The following is an 18,910-nucleotide window of genomic DNA, read 5'->3' as shown; positions in this document are numbered from 1 at the left end:
TCAGATGGCGAACGGCTAGTCATCCTGAAGGATCTTTTTCTTCAAACCCCCATCAGCACACAAACAAAAAAGCCGGCCTCAAATGGCCGGCTTTTTTGTTCACTCTCTTATCCCGCTAATACGCGTTATGCACAATCTCCATCGAGCCCTTACCGGCTTCGATGGAGACCACCTCGCCATCGCGCACCGTAATCACACGGTCGGCAATCTGGGCAGCCTCAGGATTGTGCGTAATCATCATCACCGTCTGGTTCATCTCCTTCGACGACTGGCGAAGCATCGCCAGCACTGCATCGGAGTTCTTCGTGTCCAGGTTCCCGGTCGGCTCATCGGCCAGCACAATGGAAGGCCGCGTAATCAGGGCACGGGCAATCGCCACACGCTGCTGCTCGCCGCCGGAAAGCTCATTCGGACGATGGTCCAGGCGCCCCTTGATTCCCAGCAAACCCGACAAGTGGTCCAGAAGCCCGCGATCCATGGGCTCCTTCAATCCGGCAATCTCATACGCCAGCTCGATATTGCCCAGCGCCGACAGCGTCGGCAGCAGGTTGAACCGCTGGAAGATAAAGCCGATGTGCGAGCGGCGCAGCTTCGTGCGCTCAGAATCCGAGAGCTGCGCAAAGTCCATCCCGTCAATCTTGATGGAGCCGTGCGTAGCCTGCGTCAAGCCACCCAGCAGATAAAACAGGGTGCTTTTTCCGGAGCCCGAAGGGCCGACAATGGCCACAAACTCGCCACGCTCAACGGAAAAATTCACGTTACGAAGGGCCGGGACCTCCAGCTTACCGGAGCGGTAGGTCTTGCCGAGGTTCTGTGCTTGGATAATAGGCGGCACCTCGGTCAGTGTACAGGCTCAGGGCCTGTGGTGTCAGGCCACAGGCCCCCGGCCGGCCAACAGAGACTCCAGGCTCACCCCCTGCAGCAGGCTCACCTCCAGCCGCAGGTGTACCAGGTCACAGGCCGGCTGCAACCGTACATGCTTCTGCACCGTGCACAGCTCAGCCAGCGCCGACTGACCGGATCGTGAAAACTCCAGGCCATACCGCACCAGTTCGCCATACAGCTCCACAATGCGGGTCAGCGGCAGTTCTACATCCAGTCCAAAGGCATGTTCGCTCAGTGGCTCTTCCCGCAGCAGCTCACCGCCGCTCCTCCGGATGGCGCGCGTCAGGTTGACCATCAGCCTTCCCTGGTCTTCATAGCTGTAACTCTTGATCGCTCGCATGCTCATGCCCGCTCAACTGCCTCTTGCCTTTACATCGGCGGGCAAAATGCCCCCATCACCCGCACTTGTCGGAAAACCATTACCCCCGGCACGCAAGTGTCACAATGGAAAGCATGATTCTCGGCATTGGGACCGACATCACTGAGATTGACCGGATTCGCGAAAGCATCTCCCGTTTTGGTGACCGTTTTCTCCACCGCATCTACACCCCCGGCGAAATCGCCTACTGCCAGCGAAAGAAAATCGCCGAAGAAAGCTTCGCCGCCCGCTTTGCCGCCAAGGAAGCCGGAGCCAAGGCGCTCGGCACCGGCATCAGCCGTGGCATCAGCTGGCAGGAGATTGAGGTCCGCCGCCTGCCAGGCCAGCGCCCCACCCTCCATTTCTCCGGCCGTGCCGCTGAACGCGCCACGGTCATGGGCATGACAGCCGTCCATCTCTCACTCACGCACAGCCGCGGCATGGCGTTTGCCACCGTGATCGTCGAGGGTCAGGACGCCGCTGCACATCGCTGATATTGAAACCTTTAGCCTTCAATTCGCATCGCATACTGGGAAAGCTGCAACCTCTGTGATCGGTGCATGGTCTAATGCTCCCAAAGAGCGAAATCCGTTTTGCAGCATGAAGGAGAGATATGCCCAGCCACCAGGAAGTCCGTTGGTCGCAGTTGAAAGTTGGCGTGATTGTTCTCATCTCGCTCACTCTCTTGATCACGCTGATCTTTCTGCTCACCAGTGCGCAGGGCGCCAGCCTCTTCTCCAAAAAAATCTCCGCCAGGGTCTACTTCGATAACTCGGCGGGCCTGAAGGAAGGCGCTCCGGTCAATCTGCAGGGCGTCACCATCGGCAACGTCACCGCCGTCCACGTGGTCAATGACCCCGCGCGTAAGCTCACGCCGGTCGAAGTCGCCATGCGGATTGACGCCAAGTACCTTCCGCTGCTCCACCGCGACACCACCGCTGCCCTCTCCACCGTCGGCGTTCTCGGCGACACTGTCATTGATCTCAACAGCCAGGTCGCGACCGGACCGCCGCTCCAGGACGGTGACATCCTCAAGACCCTCGACACCCCCAACCTGCAGGACGTCGTTAAGTCCAGCCAGGGCACCATCGAGAGCCTGAACGTCATTCTCGCCAAGCTCGACCGCATCGTGGACACCATCGCCAGCGGCAAAGGCGCCGTCGGCCAGCTCATCTACGACGACTCGCTCTACCAGCGCGCCAACAAGGCCGTCGGCTCTCTCCAGCAGATCTCTGAGAACCTGAACAACGGCAAGGGCTCGCTCGGCAAACTGCTCAAGGATGAGGATGTCTACAACCACCTCAACGCCACCACCGCACGGCTTGAGCACATCACCACCGAGCTGGATAGCGGACAGGGAACCGCAGGCAAGCTGCTGAAAGATCCCACGCTCTACAACAATCTGAACGCCACCCTGGCCCACGCCAACTCCATCCTCGCCGACGCGGACGCGGGCAAAGGCGGCCTTGGCCTCATGCTCAAGGATCCGGCCTTCGCCAAAAAGCTGGATGACACCGTCAGCCGCCTCGACAACATCCTCTCCGGCATCGATGAGGGCAAAGGCACCGCTGGCAAACTGGTCAAGGACGACGCTGCCTACAACAACCTGAACACGCTGCTCACCAGCTCCAACAGCCTGGTCAACACCATCCGCAGCGACCCGAAGAAGTACCTCACCATCCACTTCCGCGTCTTCTAACCCACCACTCTGTGTGCCCCATGTCCGAACTCCCGGACATGGGCATCGCGCTTTCCTCGTTTTGTCATCCCGACCCAGGCGAAGCGCAGTGGAAGGACCTGCTTTTGCCTTTCTTGTCTTTTGTCATCCTGAGCGAATCCCCTTCTCCCGCACACACCGTCCCTACCCATGCCCTCCGGGGCGGCGTATTCTCTAAAAACGATTTTTCTCTGAGGAGTACCCATGCGTCTTACCCTTCTGGCGTCGGCGCTTCTGCTCGGCGCCCTGCCGGCATTTGCGCAGGTTTCAGCCCCTACGGCAGAACCCAAACAGCCCATCAGCTTTGATCTCTCCGGCATCGACAAGACCGCCGACCCGTGCACGGACTTCTACCAGTACGCCTGCGGCAACTGGAAGAAGAACAATCCCATTCCGAATGATCAGACCCGCTGGGGCCGCTTCAACGAGCTCGCCGAGCGCAACAATTACCTGCTCTACCAGCAGCTGAAAGCCGCGGCCGAAGCCCCGAAGACTCCGCTCCAGAAGAAGTACGGCGACTACTTCGCCGCCTGCATGGACAAGCCCCTGGCCGACAAGCTTGGCTACACCCCTCTGCAGCCGCAGTTCGCCGCCATTGATAGCTTCAAAGACCCCAAGAAATTCGCCACCTTCGCAGGCATGATGGAAGACAAGTACGGCGTCGGCTTCTTCTTCGGCTTCGGTTCCGACCAGGACCAGAAGGACGCATCCCAGGTCATCGGCGCCATCGACCAGGGCGGTCTCTCCCTCCCCGACCGCGACTACTACCTGCAGGACGACGAGCGGATGACCAAGATCCGCGCGCAGTATCTCGAACACCTCACGAAGATGTTCACCCTCATCGGCGATGACGCCACCCAGGCCGCAACCGAGGCCAAAGCCGTGCTCGCCATTGAGACCGCTCTGGCAAAGGGTTCCATGTCGCGCGTCGATCGCCGCAACCCGGCCAACGTCTACCACGTCATGACCATCGCCCAGCTGCAGGAGCTCACCCCCTCCTTCGACTGGAAGGTCTACCTGGCCGCGAAGAAGGAATCCAGCCTCTCCACGCTCAACGTGGCCTCGCCGGAGTTCTTCAAGACCATGAACTCCGAGCTCACCACGCAAAGCCCCGCCGCACTCAAGAGCTACATGCGCTGGCACGTGCTGCACCGCTACTCCGCCAACCTCAGCGAGCCCATCGCCACGGAAAACTTCAACTTCTTCGGAGCTTCCCTCTCCGGCCAGAAGGAGCAGACCCCGCGCTGGAAGCGCTGCACCTCCGCAACCGACCGTGCCCTCGGCGAAGCCGTCGGCCAGGACTGGGTCAGGCAGTACTTCCCGCCCTCCTCTAAGGACAGCATGGAGAAGCTCATCGCAGCCCTCGAAAAGTCGCTCGGAGAAGACATCAAGAACCTCGACTGGATGAGCGACGCCACCAAGGTGGAAGCTGCCAAAAAGCTCGCCGCCTTCCGCCAGAAGATCGGATATCCCGACACCTGGCGCGACTACTCAAAGCTCGCCACAAAGCGCACAGACCTGATCGGCAACCTCGCCCGTGCCTCCGCGTTTGAGGACCGTCGCGACCTGGACAAAATCGGCAAACCCGTCGATGAGCGCGAGTGGCTGATGACCCCGCCCACCGTCAACGCCTACTACAACCCCTCGCAGAACGACATCAACTTCCCCGCAGGCATCCTGCAGCCGCCCTTCTTCGATGCAAAGCTGGATCCAGCCGTAAACTTCGGCGGAATCGGCGTCGTCATCGGCCACGAAATGACCCACGGCTTCGACGATCAGGGCAGCCAGTTTGACGACAAGGGCAACGTCCGCCAGTGGTGGACCGACGAAGACCGCAAGAAGTTCGAAGACCGCACCGACTGCGAAGTCAAGGAGTACGACGGCTTCACCGTCGCTCCCGGACAGAACCTGAACGGAAAGCTCACCCTCGGCGAAAACACCGCCGACAACGGCGGCCTGCGCATCGCCTACGCCGCGCTGATGAGCGTTCTGGCGCAGCAGGGCGGAGACGCCGCAACCGCCCAGATCGACGGCTACACCCCGCAGCAGCGCTATTTCCTCGGCTTTGCACAGGTGTGGTGTGAAAATACTCGCGAAGCCACAGCCCGCCTCCGTGCCAAAACCGACCCCCATTCCAGCGGTCAGTGGCGCGTTAACGGCAGCATCCAGAACTTCGACGAGTTCGGTAAAGCCTTTGGATGCAAGAAGGGCCAGCCCATGATGCCGGTAAACTCCTGCCGCGTCTGGTAAACCCGCCGCAATAGCAACACAAAAGCCCGGCTAACGCCGGGCTTTTCTTTCCGTCAAACCAGGCACTCCGTATGGCACAAAGTATCCCCGGCCTTTTACAATGAGGCGAGGATAAGAACCCACAGATTGGACGGCCTGAACGGCAGCAGGTTCGCCGCACGGCTCTTGAGGTAAAAGGAAGCGCATGAAGTTGAGTCTGTCTGGCCGGCTGTTGCTGGCTTGTGTTGTGTCACTGTCACTGATCGCCGGTATGACCGCCTGCGGCGGTGGCACCGTAGGTTTTATGTGGGTTCTGGGCACGCAGTTTAACCAGGTTGACGGTTTCAAAATCGACAACTTCACCGGAAACCTCACAAAGATCGTCCACGCTCCGTTCAGCGCTGGTGGCACCAATCCGGTGTCCATCGTCGTGCGCCCGGGCGGTCGCTGGGTCTACGTCATCAATAAGGGCGTACTTCCCACCAGCACCACCGCCGCAACCGCCGGCAGCATCTCCATCTACAGCGTAGGTGGCGACGGCGTCCTGAGCTACCAGCTCAACCAGTCCAGCCAGGGAACCAACCCCATCTGGGCGCAGATTGATTCCACCGGCAACTACCTCTACGTTCTGGATGCTCTGTCCAACCAGGCCGACCAGAGCCAGTTCGTCGGCACCGGTGTGGGCGCCATCACGGTCTTCGCCATCTCCGGCACCACCGGACGTCTGACCCTTGTGCAGAACCAGCAGACCAAGTGCACCACGGCGGCCTGCAACGGTCAGCAGTTGAACTACTTCCCCGTCGGCGCAAACCCGACGATGTCGAAGTTCTTCTCCTCCGGTTACCTGTTCACGCTCAACGCCGGTGACTCGACCACCAGTCCCAGCGTCACCGCCTACCAGCAGAACAGCACCAACGGCCAGCTCACCCTGGTCACCAACTCGACCACGCAGATCGGCTCCGTCGGCACCAAGATCTCGTCGATCACCAGCAACGGCACCTACGTTTACCTGACCGACGTCACCAACAACCAGATCTACGCCTACACGGTCAACAGCGGCGCTCTGCAGCCGGTCACCGGCAGCCCGTTCCCGAACCTCTCGCCGGCTACCACCCCGGTCTGGACGCTCGTCGATAGCGGCGGCAAGTTCCTCTACGTCCTCAACCAGGGCACTACCTCGGTCCAGACGGTCAGCAGCAGCATCTCCGCATTCGTCATCGACACCCAGGGACGTCTGTCCCGTCTGGCTGACAGCAGCAATCCCTACCCGGTTGGCTCCGGCCCCGTCTGCATGGTGCAGGACCCCACCAATCAGTACGTCTACACCTCCAACCAGAATGACTCGACCGTCACTGGCTTCATCATCAACCGGAACACTGGCCAGCTGTCCGGCCTCACCCGTGGCTCCACCTTCCCGACCGTCGGCAATCCAACCTGCCTGGTCGTAAGCGGAAATACGAGGTAATGGACAAGGCCATGCAGAATATTTCAACGAGCACGCAATTTCAGGAAGGGCAGGACGGAGGCTTCAGCCTCCGGAAGATGGGAAAACGCATGAAGTGGAGTAAGTTGGGCCGCACCGCGCTGGCCACGGTCGTATCTCTGGGCATGGGGCTCGGCATCACCGCCTGCAGCCGCGACTATGTCGTCGCGTTCCTCTACGTCCCATCCTCCGGCTCCAGCGAAGGTCTGATCAACGCCTACCAGGTCAGCTTCCAGGTAGGCGCCCTGATGCAGATGTCTACCTCGCCGGTATCCACTGGCTACCGTAATCCCGTCGCTCTCTCCGCCACCTCCGACGGCAAGTATGTCTACGTGGTTCACCGCGACGACTCCAAGATCGTGCAGTACGCCGTAGGTACTGATGGCAAGCTCTATGGCCAGAACACCTATGACTCGATCGGGAGCAGCACCTATCCTGTCGCTCTGAACATCACGCCGGACAATGCCTTTATCTATGTGCTGAACACCTACCAGCCCGGCTACTCCTCGGCCAGCACCGGCCCGGGCAATATCACCGTCTACAAGGTCTCCAGCACCGACGGTTCCCTCACCGCGCAGCCTTCGCTGACCGTCAACATCGGTTACGCCCCGGTCAGCGTGGTGACCAGCACCTACAACAACTTCCTCTACGTCGTGCAGCAGGATACGACCGCGGGCAACCGGAACCTTCTGGGCTTCACCCGGAACACCACCACCGGTGCCCTGACGCCTCTCTCCGGCACTACGCTCGGCAATGGCACCACCACCGTCACCAGCGGTTACTACTCCGGTGTCACGCCCAGCTCGGTCGTCGAAGATCCTCGCTCGCGCTTCCTCTATGTCACCGACCGCGATTCCAACCAGGTCATCGGCTACACGCTCGGTTCCACCGGCGTTCCGGCCCTCATCACCTCCAGCCCCTGGTCCACCGGTCTCCGCCCGCTCAACGCAACCATTGATCCGCGCGGCTACTACCTCTACACCGCCAACTACGGCGCCAACTCGGTCTCCGCCTACTCCATCGATCAGTCGACGGGCGCTCTGACCGGCTCGGCAACCTCCTCGTCCACCACGGTAGGCACCGGCCCCCAGTGCGTAACCATTGAACCTGCCCTCGGCAAGTACATGTTCACCGCCAACTACTTGGATAACACCACCAGCGGCCTGCAGTTGGACTCGCACAACGGCGGTCTGACCAACATCCAGAACTCGCCCTTCGCGACCTCCAGCCGCCCAAGCTGCGCGCTTGCCATCGCAAACGGCACGCACGCCACGCAGACCGTCAAGCCGTAACAACCAATCTTCACCCAAACAGGAAAGGCCCCGCCAAGCGCGGGGCCTTTCTCTTTTCCTATCGCTCCTCTCATGCTTAGGAGCGCGCCATCCGCAGAACCGCGAAAAAATCTACCTCCGCTTTTACCTCTTGCCGGGTGCGCGACCCTCTCCATCACCATTTCGGATCACTCTTCACCACATGTCATGGCTAAAGCTGACACAGAAAACGCCAGCCTCCATGGCCGGCGTTTTCTGTGTCCTTCCCTCAATCCCTCTACGCCCGCTTCGTCCCAAAGGTCGCCAGCACCCACTTCCGCGCCGGATTCTCATAGAACCGGTACAGCAGGTACGCAAACCCCACCACCAGCACATACGACGCCCACGGATCCAGCGCCGCAAAGTGCAGCCGCTCCGCCACATGGTAGTCCCGCAGCATCTGCAGCATATTGAAGTGCAGCAGGTAGATGCACAGCGTCGACTCACCAATCACCACAAACGGCTTCCAGCCAAAGAAGGCTGACACCGGGTTCTTCCCCGTCACACCCAGCACCAGCATCGCAAACAGTGGCGTCAGCAGGCCGCCATGCATCAGCACATAGGGTGTATGGTCCGCCAGCAGGTACAGGAAGCCCAGCACCCCGCCCACGGCCACAAACGCCAGCACCGCGCGCAGCCGCTGACTCATCTCCGTCACCGCCTGCAGCCGGCCCAGCACAATGCCCGCCGTAAAGGTGCACACATACGGCAGCGGGGTGAACTTCAGACCGCGCAGGTAGTAGCCATACGAATAGCGGTCAATCGTCGGCAGTCCATCCGGATTAGTCAGCATGTAGATCACATGCGGCACCAGTCCCAGCGCCCATATCCCCAGCCCCAGGGCCACCAGCCGGGCAGGCTTCACCGGCCACCGCAGCCGCATCATGAACGGGAAGATCGCGTACAGAAACGCCTCGGTCGATAGCGTCCAGGCCACCGTATTCCAGAAGGTTGCCAGCCACGGACTCCAACCCTGCAGCAGCAGCGGCGTCATGATGGCGCCCTCCACAAACTCCACACGGCTGCGGACGTGGAACTCTGTGATCAGGATCGGGATCGAGACCACCAGCGACACCAGGTACACCGGGTAAAGCCTGGCCACACGCGCCAGGTAAAAGTCCTTCAACTTCACCGCGCGAATCCGGTCGGCATAGTTGTAGCTCAGAATAAAGCCCGAAATCAGCAGGAAGAAGCCGACAAACACAAACCCATGCCCCACAATCGGCACAATCCAGTCAATGTGCGGCGGCGTGAAGTGGAAGAACATGATGTTCGCCGCCAGGAAGGTGCGAACGCCCGTCAATGCAGGCAAAAGTGGCTTCCGCGCGCTCCGTGGAGCAGCCGCAGATGCCTCGGCGACGGGCTTGAGAAGTGTTTCAGTCACGGCGATGTTGTTTAAGACGCTACTTCTTGCGTTGGAGTTCCTGAATATCCCACGCGGAACCCGCAATCACCGCAAGGGGAGTCCCCACCGTCAACGCCACCAGGTACCACTGGGGAAAGGGTCCGCCCTGCAGCCTGTAAAAAGCACTGATACTGAACGCCAGCAGCAGAACGGCAATCACACCAGCATGAAGCTTCGGCTTAGAAGGTGCAATCATCGCACACACAAAACCACCCACCAGCGCAGCAATCAGCCTGACCACAATACTCGCAATCAGATAGCCGGTCGTCTCCATCCTGCCCGTAAAGACAAGACGTAACAGGTTGTTTTCCAGGGAGAGCACGATGTTCAGGGCCAGAAAGCCCACCATCACGCTCATCACGCTGCGTAATGCAGGGGGCATAGCTCTACGCCGTCACCATGGATCCGATCGTCTCGCCCTTCACCACGCGCAGGATATTGCCTTCCTCGCGCATCGAGAAGATGATCATCGGCATCGCATTGTCCTTGCACAGGGAAACCGCCGTGGCATCCATCACCTTCAGCCCCAGCTTCAGAATCTCCATGTAGGTAATCGTCTGGAACTTCACCGCGTCCGGAACCTTCTTCGGGTCCGCCGTGTAGATGCCGTCCACCGAAGTCGCCTTCAGCAGAACATCCGCCTTGATCTCCATCGCTCGCAGCGCTGCCGCCGTGTCGGTCGAGAAATATGGATTTCCCGTTCCCGCTCCGAAGATCACGACCCGTCCCTTTTCCAGGTGCCGCATCGCGCGCCGCCGGATATAGGGTTCCGCCACCTCGTGCATGGCAATCGCCGACATCACGCGCGTCGGAAGCCCCTGCTTCTCAATCGCGTCCTGCAGCGCAATGGCATTAATCACAGTCGACAGCATGCCCATGTGGTCCGCGGCAACGCGATCCATATCAATCGCCTGGTCGGCCACGCCGCGGAAGAAGTTCCCGCCGCCCACCACAATCGCCACCTGGGCGCCGCTTCTCGCCACTTCGGCAATCTCTTCGGCGACTTTGTGAATGAAGATTGCGTCAATTCCGAAGCCTCGGCCGGCGGCCAGGGCCTCTCCGCTCAGTTTGAGGAGAACGCGCTTGAACATGCTTCCTTAAGTATCGCACGCCCAAGGCCCATTCTCTCAGTCAGCCATGCCCCGCGTGCCGGATACATGGGCATTGTTTGTCATTCCGTAGCCGCAGGCGGAGGAATCTGCTTCTGCCTTCCCTCGCTCCCGCCGGATTAGAGTGCCGGGGCGAGCCCCAAATCCTGATCCCCATATCTGCGCAGCAGATGTAGGCATCGCGCTACTGCGCGACCGCCCACCCGGGGGCCCTCACCGAAATGCCAGGCCACAGCAAGGCTGTCTCAGGGCAAAAGAAGAAGGGCACCGGAATCTCCGGTGCCCTTCTTCTTTTCCTTGGGAGAGGCTATGCCTTCGCGGCCAGCTCGCCCTCTTCAGCCTGGACCTTCTTGACCTGATCGGCAATCCACGCATAGGTCTTTTCCAGTCCTACGCGCAGCGGCTGGCTGGGCTCCCAGTTCAGCTTCTCGCGAATCAGGTGGTTGTCCGAGTTACGTCCACGCACACCCAACGGTCCCGGAATATGCTTGATCGACAGCGGCTTGCCGGCAATGTCCATCACCGTCTCCGCCAGCTGGTTGATCGTGACCATCTCTTCGGAGCCGATGTTCAGCGGTCCCTCGAACGGTCCCTCCATCATGCGGCGGACAGCATCTACACACTCATCCACATACAGGAACGAGCGGGTCTGCTTGCCGTCACCCCAAACCTCGATCTCTCCACCCGTAGGCGTGGTCGCAACCTTACGGCACATCGCCGCCGGAGACTTCTCACGGCCACCGCGCCACGTACCTTCCGGTCCAAAAATGTTGTGGAAGCGCGCCACACGTATGTGCAGACCGTAGTTCCGCATGTACGACAGGTAAAGACGCTCCGAGAACAGCTTCTCCCAGCCATACTCCGAGTCCGGAGCAGCAGGATACGCCGAATCTTCCGAGCACTTCGGGTTATCCGGATCTTCCTGATTGTAAGCCGGATAGATGCAGGCCGAGGAAGAGTAAAAGAAACGCTTCACACCCGCCTCGCGGCCATACTCCACCATGTTCAGGTTGATGGTGGCCGAATTGTGCATCACATTTGCATCATGGTCGCCGGTGAAAATGTAGCCTGCGCCACCCATATCGGCCGCCAGCTGATACACATCTTCAATGCCCTCGGCTACTTCCTTCACCACGCGAGGGTCACGCAGATCCGCCTGAATGAACTCGTCCGCGGCCGACTCGGCGAACTCGTGCTTCTTGATGTCTACGCCCCGAACCCAAAAGCCTTCCGATTTCAGTCTGCGAACCAGGTGGCCGCCGATAAAGCCGCCGGCACCGCCGACAAGCACTTTTTTCTGTGACATTCTGTCCCCTTGGATGGTTGGAAAGGTAGGCAAACCTGCTGCTGATATACGCTTCCTACCCTCATCATAGCGGAAAGACACCAGGATGCAGCACGAAAGTCACCAGTCAGACGAGTAAGAAACCAACAGAAGATTAAACTCCAAAAGCCTTCTGCGGAAGAGCAGTAAAGGGATTCTGGATTAGCCTTTCTTGTTCTTTGTCATCCTGGAAGGATCTGCCTCTACCCCACCACAACTCTGGGTGCCCTATATGGGCTGCGGAAATATAGGGCCTCGCGAAAAGCACGCGACCCCCGTTTTGCTTAGGGTACGGCTCCAGCCGTGCCGAAGAACTTCCCACTCGAACAGGAAGAACGCCGGCCTCGATGGCCAGCTCCGCAAATGCAAAAAGCCCACTCCGAAGAGTGGGCTTTCTTATATTTATGCCGGCGATAACCTAATCTCCCACACAGTTTCCCGTGCAGTACCATCGGCTCGACGAGGCTTAACTTCCGTGTTCGGGATGGGAACGGGTGTGACCCTCGCGATATGATCACCGGCAAATTGTCGAAGCCGCTCGCGCGATACTTCACAACTGAATAGATTGAGTATTGGATCGTTAGATCTTTTGGGATGTTACAGAGTTTCCCTTATCGAATCACTGATCGATAACTACAGGGCTTGTGTTGAATGACTCAAGAACAGAATAACAACTTCTGTGCAGAGTAAATTCTATGGACAAGCCGAACGGGCGATTAGTACTGGTAAGCTACACACATTACTGTGCTTCAACCTCCAGCCTATCAACCAGGTGGTCTTCCTGGGCCCTTCATTTCCCTTTTGGGTTGGGAGATCTCATCTTGAGGCATGCTTCCCGCTTATATGCATTCAGCGGTTATCATAACCGAACTTCGCTACCCAGCCGTGCCTTTGGCAAGACAACTGGAACACAAGAGGTTCGTCCATCCCGGTCCTCTCGTACTAAGGACAGGCCCTCTCAAATCTCCTACGCCCACAGCAGATAGAGACCGAACTGTCTCGCGACGTTCTGAACCCAGCTCACGTACCGCTTTAATAGGCGAACAGCCTAACCCTTGGAACCTTCTACAGCTCCAGGATGCGATGAGCCGACATCGAGGTGCCAAACCATTGCGTCGATATGAACTCTTGGCAATGATCAGCCTGTTATCCCCGGCGTACCTTTTATCCGTTGAGCGATGGCCCTTCCATACAGAACCACCGGATCACTAAGGCCTGCTTTCGCATCTGCTCGACTTGTAGGTCTCGCAGTTAACCACACTTATGCCTTTGCACTCGACGGTCGATTTCCAAACGACCTGAGTGTAGCTTCGCGCGCCTCCGTTACAATTTAGGAGGCGACCGCCCCAGTCAAACTACCCGTCTTACAGTGTCCCTCTCCCGGATCACGGGAGTAGGTTAGGATCACAACAATCGCAGGGTGGTATCTCACCGTTGGCTCCTCCGAGACCGAAATCCCGGGATCAAAGCCTCCCACCTATCCTGCGCAGCAATTGCCGTAACCCACTGTAAAAGTATAGTAAAGGTGCACGGGGTCTTTTCGTCTAGCTGCGGGTAACCGGCATCTTCACCGGTACTACAAGTTCGCCGAGCAACTCGTTAAGACAGTCGTACGATCGTTACTCCATTCGTGCAGGTCGGAACTTACCCGACAAGGAATTTCGCTACCTTAGGACCGTTATAGTTACGGCCGCCGTTCACCGGGGCTTCAGTTCAAAGCTTCGAGATTGCTCTCTAACCTCTCCCTTTAACCTTCCGGCACCGGGCAGGAGTCAGCCCCTATACGTCGTTTTAGACTTTGCAGAGACCTGTGTTTTTGTTAAACAGTCGCCGTACGCGTTTCACTGCGGCCCACCAGAGGTGGGCGACCCTTCTCCCGAAGTTACGGGTCTAATTTGCCGAGTTCCTTAACAAGCCTTCACTCGAGCGCCTTTGGATATTCTCCTCGTCTACCTGTGTCGGTTTGGGGTACGGTTCCCAATCTCTCTCCTTAGAGGTTTTTCTTGGCAGCGTGGAATCAGATGCTTCAACCTATACAGGTCTGCTTTACGTCTCAACGTTATGCTTCTCCGGATTTGCCTAGAGAAACCGCCTTACACGTATCGAACCACATAGCCATATGTGGTCCACCTTATCCTTCTGCGTCACCCCATCGTAATAACGAGATATTGGGAGGTCCGGAATATTAACCGGATGTCCATCGCTTACGCCTCTCGGCCTCAGCTTAGGGACCGCCTAACCCTGAGCGGATTAACCTTCCTCAGGAAACCTTAGACTTTCGGCGTCAGTGGTTCTCACACTGATTATCGCTACTTATGCCGGCAGGGTCTCTTCTCTAATGTCCACGTATCTTCTCAGTTACGCTTCATCCACGAGAGAATGCTCTCCTACCACGCACACTAATGTGTGCATTCGCTGCTTCGGTATACAGTTTTAGCCCCGTTGTATTGTCGGCACCGGACCGCTTGACCAGTGAGCTATTACGCTTTCTTTAAAGGATGGCTGCTTCTAAGCCAACCTCCTGGCTGTCTGAGCGTTCCGACTTCCTTTCCCACTTAACTGTAATTTGGGGACCTTAGCAGGCGATCTGGACTGTTTTCCTCTCGACTGTGAAGCTTAGCCCCCACAGTCTGACTCCCGGGCTGGTTGTCATTGGCATTCGAAGTTTGGCTGGATTCGGTAAGCCGGAAAGCCCCCTAGTCCAATCATGTCTCTACCACCAACGCAAATCACCCGAGGCTAGCCCTAAAGCTATTTCGGAGAGAACGAGCTATCACGGAATTTGATTAGCCTTTCACCCCTACCCTCAGCTCATCCGAGCTTTTTTCAACAAACACCGGTTCGGTCCTCCAATGGGTGTTACCCCATCTTCAACCTGGCCAAGGGTAGATCATCCCGCTTCGCGTCTATTCCTGCCAACTCAATCGCCCTATTCAGACTCGCTTTCGCTGCGGCTCGCTCACGCTTAACCTTGCTGACAAGAATAACTAGCCGGCTCATTATGCAATAGGCACGCGGTCAGACATTCCCTTACGGGCATAGTCCTCCCACTGCTTGTAGGCACACGGTTTCAGGTACTTTTCACTCCCCTCACTGGGGTGCTTTTCGCCTTTCCCTCACGGTACTGGTTCACTATCGGTCAGAAACGAGTATTTAGCCTTGCGGAATGGTCTCCGCGGATTCAAGCAGGGTTTCTCGTGCCCCGCCTTACTCAGGTACCTGCTTCGAGTCTGGACTCATTTCGTCTACGCGCCTGTCACGCTCTATGGACCCATTTTCCAAAGGGTTCGACTATAAGCCAGATTGGTAACTCTACTGTTGCAGGCCCTACAACCCCCGTTGCACCGTAATGCGACGGGTTTGGGCTGTTCCGATTTCGCTCGCCACTACTCTCGGAATCGAGGTTTCTTTCTTCTCCTGGAGGTACTGAGATGGTTCACTTCCCTCCGTTCGCTTGTTCGAACCTATGAATTCAGTTCGACATACTTAGGTTTTACCTAAGTGGGTTTCCCCATTCGGAAATCTCCGGATCAACGCCTGTGTGCGGCTTCCCGAAGCTTATCGCAGCTTGCCACGTCCTTCATCGCCTGTTTCTGCCAAGGCATCCACCGTGCGCCCTTAGTAGCTTGACCATAGAATTTACTCACACACAGAAGCTCAACGTACTGGCTACTGCCTGCTTCATTCTAGGTTGTTATTCGCCTGGGTAACACCAAACTCATTCCCGAAACAACCAGGAACTCGCAGTGTTACCTCAAAATATTCTAAAGACACTCAACACTGATTATCGTCAGTCGCTAGAGAAACAACCTCTACGCTGACGGCTCAGCCTTGTAGTTATTTAATTTACCCAATCTATTCAGTTGTCAAACATCACTCGAGCGGCTATTCGCTGCTCACTGACCTTGGCCAGCCTGAGTGTTGCTTCTACTCAAGGTTCAACCTCTGAAGACTTACATCTCTTCAGAAGCTCAACCTCGGTTAGAGGCAACGTTTTTCAGTATACCGCCGCTTGCTATATTTTCCAAGCGCGGAATCGTCAAACTTACAATCGAGAACTTGGTGGAGCTGAGCGGGATCGAACCGCTGACCCTCTGCTTGCAAAGCAGATGCTCTCCCAGCTGAGCTACAGCCCCATGGTGTAAACCATACTGCCGAGCTCCAAACTTCTACCAGAGTCATGGTGGGCCTGGGTAGATTCGAACTACCGACCTCACCCTTATCAGGGGTGCGCTCTAGCCAACTGAGCTACAGGCCCTTTGGTAGAGCTATGAGAAGCTCTCTCGAAAAGTTTTTCGAGGACACAGTTGAACGTGCGAACCAGCTAAGCCGGTTCTGACCATCGATATCGATGACAAGCAAGCCAAAAGAAGGCTTGATTCAGAATTCCATCACTCCTGCAGGTTACAGGCGATGGTTGAAGTAGTCATCTGCTCACTCGATCCGAAGACCGTCCGCATTCCGCGGAACGTGAACATATGCCACAACGTTTCTCTTTTAGAAAGGAGGTGATCCAGCCGCAGGTTCTCCTACGGCTACCTTGTTACGACTTCACCCCAATCATGAATTACACCTTGGGCGGCTGCTCCTCTTGCGAGTTAGCTCACCGACTTCTAGTGCAACCCACTTTCGTGATGTGACGGGCGGTGTGTACAAGGCCCGGGAACGTATTCACCGCAGCATTCTGATCTGCGATTACTAGCGATTCCAGCTTCATGAAGTCGAGTTGCAGACTTCAATCCGAACTGAGGTCGGCTTTTTCCGATTGGCTCCCCCTCACGGGTTCGCGACGGTTTGTACCGACCATTGTAGCACGTGTGTAGCCCTGGACATAAAGGCCATGAGGACTTGACGTCATCCCCACCTTCCTCCCCGTTATCCGAGGCGGTTTCGCCAGAGTGCTCAACTAAATGGTAGCAACTGGAGATAAGGGTTGCGCTCGTTGCGGGACTTAACCCAACATCTCACGACACGAGCTGACGACAGCCATGCAGCACCTATATAGCGGTCTATTGCTAGACGCCGACGTTTCTGCCGGATTCCACTACATTTCGAGCCCAGGTAAGGTTCTTCGCGTTGCGTCGAATTAAACCACATGCTCCACCGCTTGTGCGGGCCCCCGTCAATTCCTTTGAGTTTCAGCCTTGCGACCGTACTCCCCAGGCGGATTGCTTATCGCGTTAGCTTCGGCACGACGGGATTGGGTACCCGACACACCAAGCAATCATCGTTTAGGGCTAGGACTACCAGGGTATCTAATCCTGTTTGCTCCCCTAGCTTTCGCGCCTCAGCGTCAGTTATGGTCCAGTGAGCCGCTTTCGCCACAGGTGTTCCTTCCGATATCTACGCATTTCACCGCTACACCGGAAATTCCACTCACCTCTCCCATACTCAAGCCCGGCAGTTTCCAGTGCAGACTTCGAGTTGAGCCCGAAGATTTCACACTAGACTTGCCAAACCGCCTACGCGCCCTTTACGCCCAATAATTCCGAACAACGCTTGCCCCCCTCGTATTACCGCGGCTGCTGGCACGAAGTTAGCCGGGGCTTCTTCTATCGGTACCGTCATTATCGTCCCGATCGAAAGGAGTTTACGTCCCAAGAGACTTCATCCTCCACGCGGCGTTGCTGCGTCAGGGTTTCCCCCATTGCGCAAAATTCCCCACTGCTGCCTCCCGTAGGAGTCTGGACCGTGTTTCAGTTCCAGTGTGTCCGTGCGCCCTCTCAGGCCGGATACAGATCATCGTCTTGGTGGGCCATTACCCCGCCAACTAACTAATCTGCCGCGACCCCCTCTCCAAGCGCATTGCTGCTTTGACTCGTAAGTGTTATGCGGTATTAGCCTCGGTTTCCCGAAGTTATTCCCCACTCGGAGGTAGGTTAGTCACGTGTTACTCACCCGTGCGCCACTTTACTCAGGACCGAAGTCCCTTTCTCGTGCGACTTGCATGTGTTAGGCACGCCGCCAGCGTTGATTCTGAGCCAGGATCAAACTCTCGTTTGAAACCTGTTGGCAGACCACAGGACGGAGGTCCGTGGTTCCTGCCTGCCCACCAGGCTCGAAAACCGGTGGGCTTTTACCTTGTGAGATTGACCAAGCCAAAGCTTGCATCTTCTCACGACTGGCACGTTCAACTATGTTGTCAAAGATCCGTAACGACTTGCCGCCTTAGCGGGCCGTATGGATCAAGGACTCAGGCGCATAATGCTGCCATGTGTCCTCGAACTTGATGCGCTGTTTTGTCCGGGTGGTACGACTTCCGCTTTCCGCTAGCCTCAACCTTTCAGTCTCGACCCGCCGTACTCGCTTCGCCGTCGCTTTCGACTTGCGCCAACTTCATTAGAGTATCGAACTTTCGTTCGCTTGTCAACCCCTCGCCGCTCGCTCATTCGCGTCATCCTGTCGTCGGTCTTAGCAGCCGATCCAGCCCCGCGGGCACAGGATTCGCGATCCAGAAGCTGACGGCCTTGTATCGGGAATCGACATCCACTCTTACGTCGTGGCGCCTTTACAGCACAAAAACTCAAACATCCTTCGATCGCAAAACGATCGCGGCCACTGAGGCCCTTTATCTCGTATTGCAGTGGCTTGGGTTTGATCGGTGGCGAGGCATTACCCATCGCTCAGTTCCGAAAGCAAACGCTTGGACTGCGGTTGAAGTTCCCAGTAGTACCTCACCAGGGCGGCCTTATCTTCCGGCTCGCGTTCAACCTTGCCGCTCACACGCTCTTTCGAGCCGCTCGCCGCATCGTTGCGCTGTTGTTCGTTGCGCAACTTCATTAGAGTATCGAACTTTCGTTCGCCTGTCAACTTCGCGCTCCACCCTCGCTTGCATCTTCCGTCGTCGGTCCGTTTGGCCGATCCAGCCCCATAGGCACGGTGGATAAAAACAAGAAGCTGTAAAGCTCTTCTCGAAGATTGACATGCCACCCTAATCGAAGATGACGTCAAATCAAAACAGCACAGAAACTCAAATATCCCTTCGATCGCAAAACGATCGCGGCCTCTAAGGCCCTTTTCCTATCACTTGCAGTGGCTTGGGTTTGGCCGGGTGCCGGGCTATGCCCTGTCGCGATTCCCGTAAAACAAA

At 57.3% G+C, this 18,910-nt stretch carries 12 protein-coding genes, 2 tRNA genes and 3 rRNA genes; 5 read left to right on the top strand and 12 right to left on the bottom strand.

All coding sequences use genetic code 11. The annotated features are described in order from the left end of the window. Positions 1–115: 115 nt before the first annotated feature. Both OHL13_RS17440 and OHL13_RS17435 read right to left on the bottom strand, forming a co-directional pair. On the bottom strand, positions 116–835 hold the full coding sequence (locus tag OHL13_RS17440) for an ABC transporter ATP-binding protein (RefSeq protein ID WP_263411393.1): 720 nt from the start codon (positions 833–835) through the stop codon (positions 116–118). A gap of 33 nt (positions 836–868) precedes the next feature. Then, on the bottom strand, positions 869–1,231 hold the full coding sequence (locus tag OHL13_RS17435) for a hypothetical protein (protein ID WP_263411392.1): 363 nt from the start codon (positions 1,229–1,231) through the stop codon (positions 869–871). 98 nt (positions 1,232–1,329) lie between these two features. On the opposite strand from OHL13_RS17435, the gene acpS reads away from it, so the two are divergent. The 5 genes from acpS (at position 1,330) to OHL13_RS17410 (ending at position 7,964) form a co-directional block, all read left to right on the top strand. Beyond that, positions 1,330–1,737 (top strand): holo-ACP synthase, encoded by a 408-nt coding sequence (gene acpS / locus OHL13_RS17430; protein WP_317889938.1) that lies wholly within the window; start codon positions 1,330–1,332, stop codon positions 1,735–1,737. A 119-nt stretch (positions 1,738–1,856) separates the two neighbouring features. Then, positions 1,857–2,942 (top strand): MlaD family protein, encoded by a 1,086-nt coding sequence (locus tag OHL13_RS17425; RefSeq protein WP_263411391.1) that lies wholly within the window; start codon positions 1,857–1,859, stop codon positions 2,940–2,942. Positions 2,943–3,164: 222 nt separating this feature from the next. After that, complete coding sequence (locus tag OHL13_RS17420; protein WP_263411390.1) at positions 3,165–5,210, top strand: M13 family metallopeptidase; 2,046 nt, start codon at positions 3,165–3,167, stop codon at positions 5,208–5,210. A gap of 184 nt (positions 5,211–5,394) precedes the next feature. Further along, complete coding sequence (locus OHL13_RS17415) at positions 5,395–6,654, top strand: lactonase family protein (protein ID WP_263411389.1); 1,260 nt, start codon at positions 5,395–5,397, stop codon at positions 6,652–6,654. 89 nt (positions 6,655–6,743) lie between these two features. After that, a complete protein-coding gene (locus OHL13_RS17410; protein WP_263411388.1) occupies positions 6,744–7,964 on the top strand; it encodes a lactonase family protein in 1,221 nt (406 codons plus the stop codon). 256 nt (positions 7,965–8,220) lie between these two features. Here the strand turns inward: OHL13_RS17410 and OHL13_RS17405 are convergent, their stop codons facing one another. The 10 genes from OHL13_RS17405 to OHL13_RS17360 all read right to left on the bottom strand — a co-directional run bounded on the left by OHL13_RS17405 (position 8,221) and on the right by OHL13_RS17360 (position 18,600). Beyond that, a complete protein-coding gene (locus OHL13_RS17405) occupies positions 8,221–9,366 on the bottom strand; it encodes an acyltransferase family protein (protein ID WP_263411387.1) in 1,146 nt (381 codons plus the stop codon). Between the two features lie 19 nt (positions 9,367–9,385). Further along, positions 9,386–9,769 (bottom strand): hypothetical protein, encoded by a 384-nt coding sequence (locus OHL13_RS17400; RefSeq protein WP_263411386.1) that lies wholly within the window; start codon positions 9,767–9,769, stop codon positions 9,386–9,388. 4 nt (positions 9,770–9,773) lie between these two features. Beyond that, positions 9,774–10,478 (bottom strand): UMP kinase, encoded by a 705-nt coding sequence (pyrH, locus tag OHL13_RS17395; protein WP_263411385.1) that lies wholly within the window; start codon positions 10,476–10,478, stop codon positions 9,774–9,776. A gap of 325 nt (positions 10,479–10,803) precedes the next feature. Beyond that, complete coding sequence (locus OHL13_RS17390) at positions 10,804–11,802, bottom strand: NAD-dependent epimerase/dehydratase family protein (protein ID WP_263411384.1); 999 nt, start codon at positions 11,800–11,802, stop codon at positions 10,804–10,806. Positions 11,803–12,225: 423 nt separating this feature from the next. Further along, positions 12,226–12,342, bottom strand: a 5S ribosomal RNA gene (rrf, locus tag OHL13_RS17385). Positions 12,343–12,515: 173 nt separating this feature from the next. Further along, positions 12,516–15,452: ribosomal RNA gene (locus OHL13_RS17380) — 23S ribosomal RNA — on the bottom strand. Positions 15,453–15,880: 428 nt separating this feature from the next. Next, positions 15,881–15,956: transfer RNA gene (locus tag OHL13_RS17375), tRNA-Ala, on the bottom strand. A 45-nt stretch (positions 15,957–16,001) separates the two neighbouring features. Next, a tRNA-Ile gene (locus OHL13_RS17370) sits at positions 16,002–16,078 on the bottom strand. Between the two features lie 243 nt (positions 16,079–16,321). Continuing rightward, a 16S ribosomal RNA gene (locus OHL13_RS17365) occupies positions 16,322–17,823 on the bottom strand. Together the 16S, 23S and 5S rRNA genes with 2 tRNA genes alongside form the textbook arrangement of a ribosomal RNA operon. 609 nt (positions 17,824–18,432) lie before the next feature. Further along, positions 18,433–18,600, bottom strand: a complete 168-nt coding sequence (locus OHL13_RS17360) for a hypothetical protein (protein ID WP_263411383.1) — start codon at positions 18,598–18,600, stop codon at positions 18,433–18,435. Between the last annotated feature and the right edge of the window lie 310 nt (positions 18,601–18,910).

This window comes from Terriglobus tenax, from assembly GCF_025685395.1.
GTDB classification, from domain to species: Bacteria; Acidobacteriota; Terriglobia; order Terriglobales; family Acidobacteriaceae; genus Terriglobus; species Terriglobus tenax.
The sequence above is the reverse complement of the archived record's forward strand: the minus strand, read 5'-3'. Positions and strand labels throughout refer to the sequence as shown.

Coding starts and splice junctions, on each gene's coding strand:
- OHL13_RS17435 (WP_263411392.1), bottom strand. CDS start 1,231: ATGAGCATGCGAGCGATCAAGAGTTACAGCTATGAAGACCAGGGAAGG.
- acpS (WP_317889938.1), top strand. CDS start 1,330: ATGGAAAGCATGATTCTCGGCATTGGGACCGACATCACTGAGATTGAC.
- OHL13_RS17425 (WP_263411391.1), top strand. CDS start 1,857: ATGCCCAGCCACCAGGAAGTCCGTTGGTCGCAGTTGAAAGTTGGCGTG.
- OHL13_RS17420 (WP_263411390.1), top strand. CDS start 3,165: ATGCGTCTTACCCTTCTGGCGTCGGCGCTTCTGCTCGGCGCCCTGCCG.
- OHL13_RS17415 (WP_263411389.1), top strand. CDS start 5,395: ATGAAGTTGAGTCTGTCTGGCCGGCTGTTGCTGGCTTGTGTTGTGTCA.
- OHL13_RS17410 (WP_263411388.1), top strand. CDS start 6,744: ATGAAGTGGAGTAAGTTGGGCCGCACCGCGCTGGCCACGGTCGTATCT.
- OHL13_RS17400 (WP_263411386.1), bottom strand. CDS start 9,769: ATGCCCCCTGCATTACGCAGCGTGATGAGCGTGATGGTGGGCTTTCTG.
- pyrH (WP_263411385.1), bottom strand. CDS start 10,478: ATGTTCAAGCGCGTTCTCCTCAAACTGAGCGGAGAGGCCCTGGCCGCC.
- OHL13_RS17390 (WP_263411384.1), bottom strand. CDS start 11,802: ATGTCACAGAAAAAAGTGCTTGTCGGCGGTGCCGGCGGCTTTATCGGC.
- OHL13_RS17360 (WP_263411383.1), bottom strand. CDS start 18,600: ATGAAGTTGCGCAACGAACAACAGCGCAACGATGCGGCGAGCGGCTCG.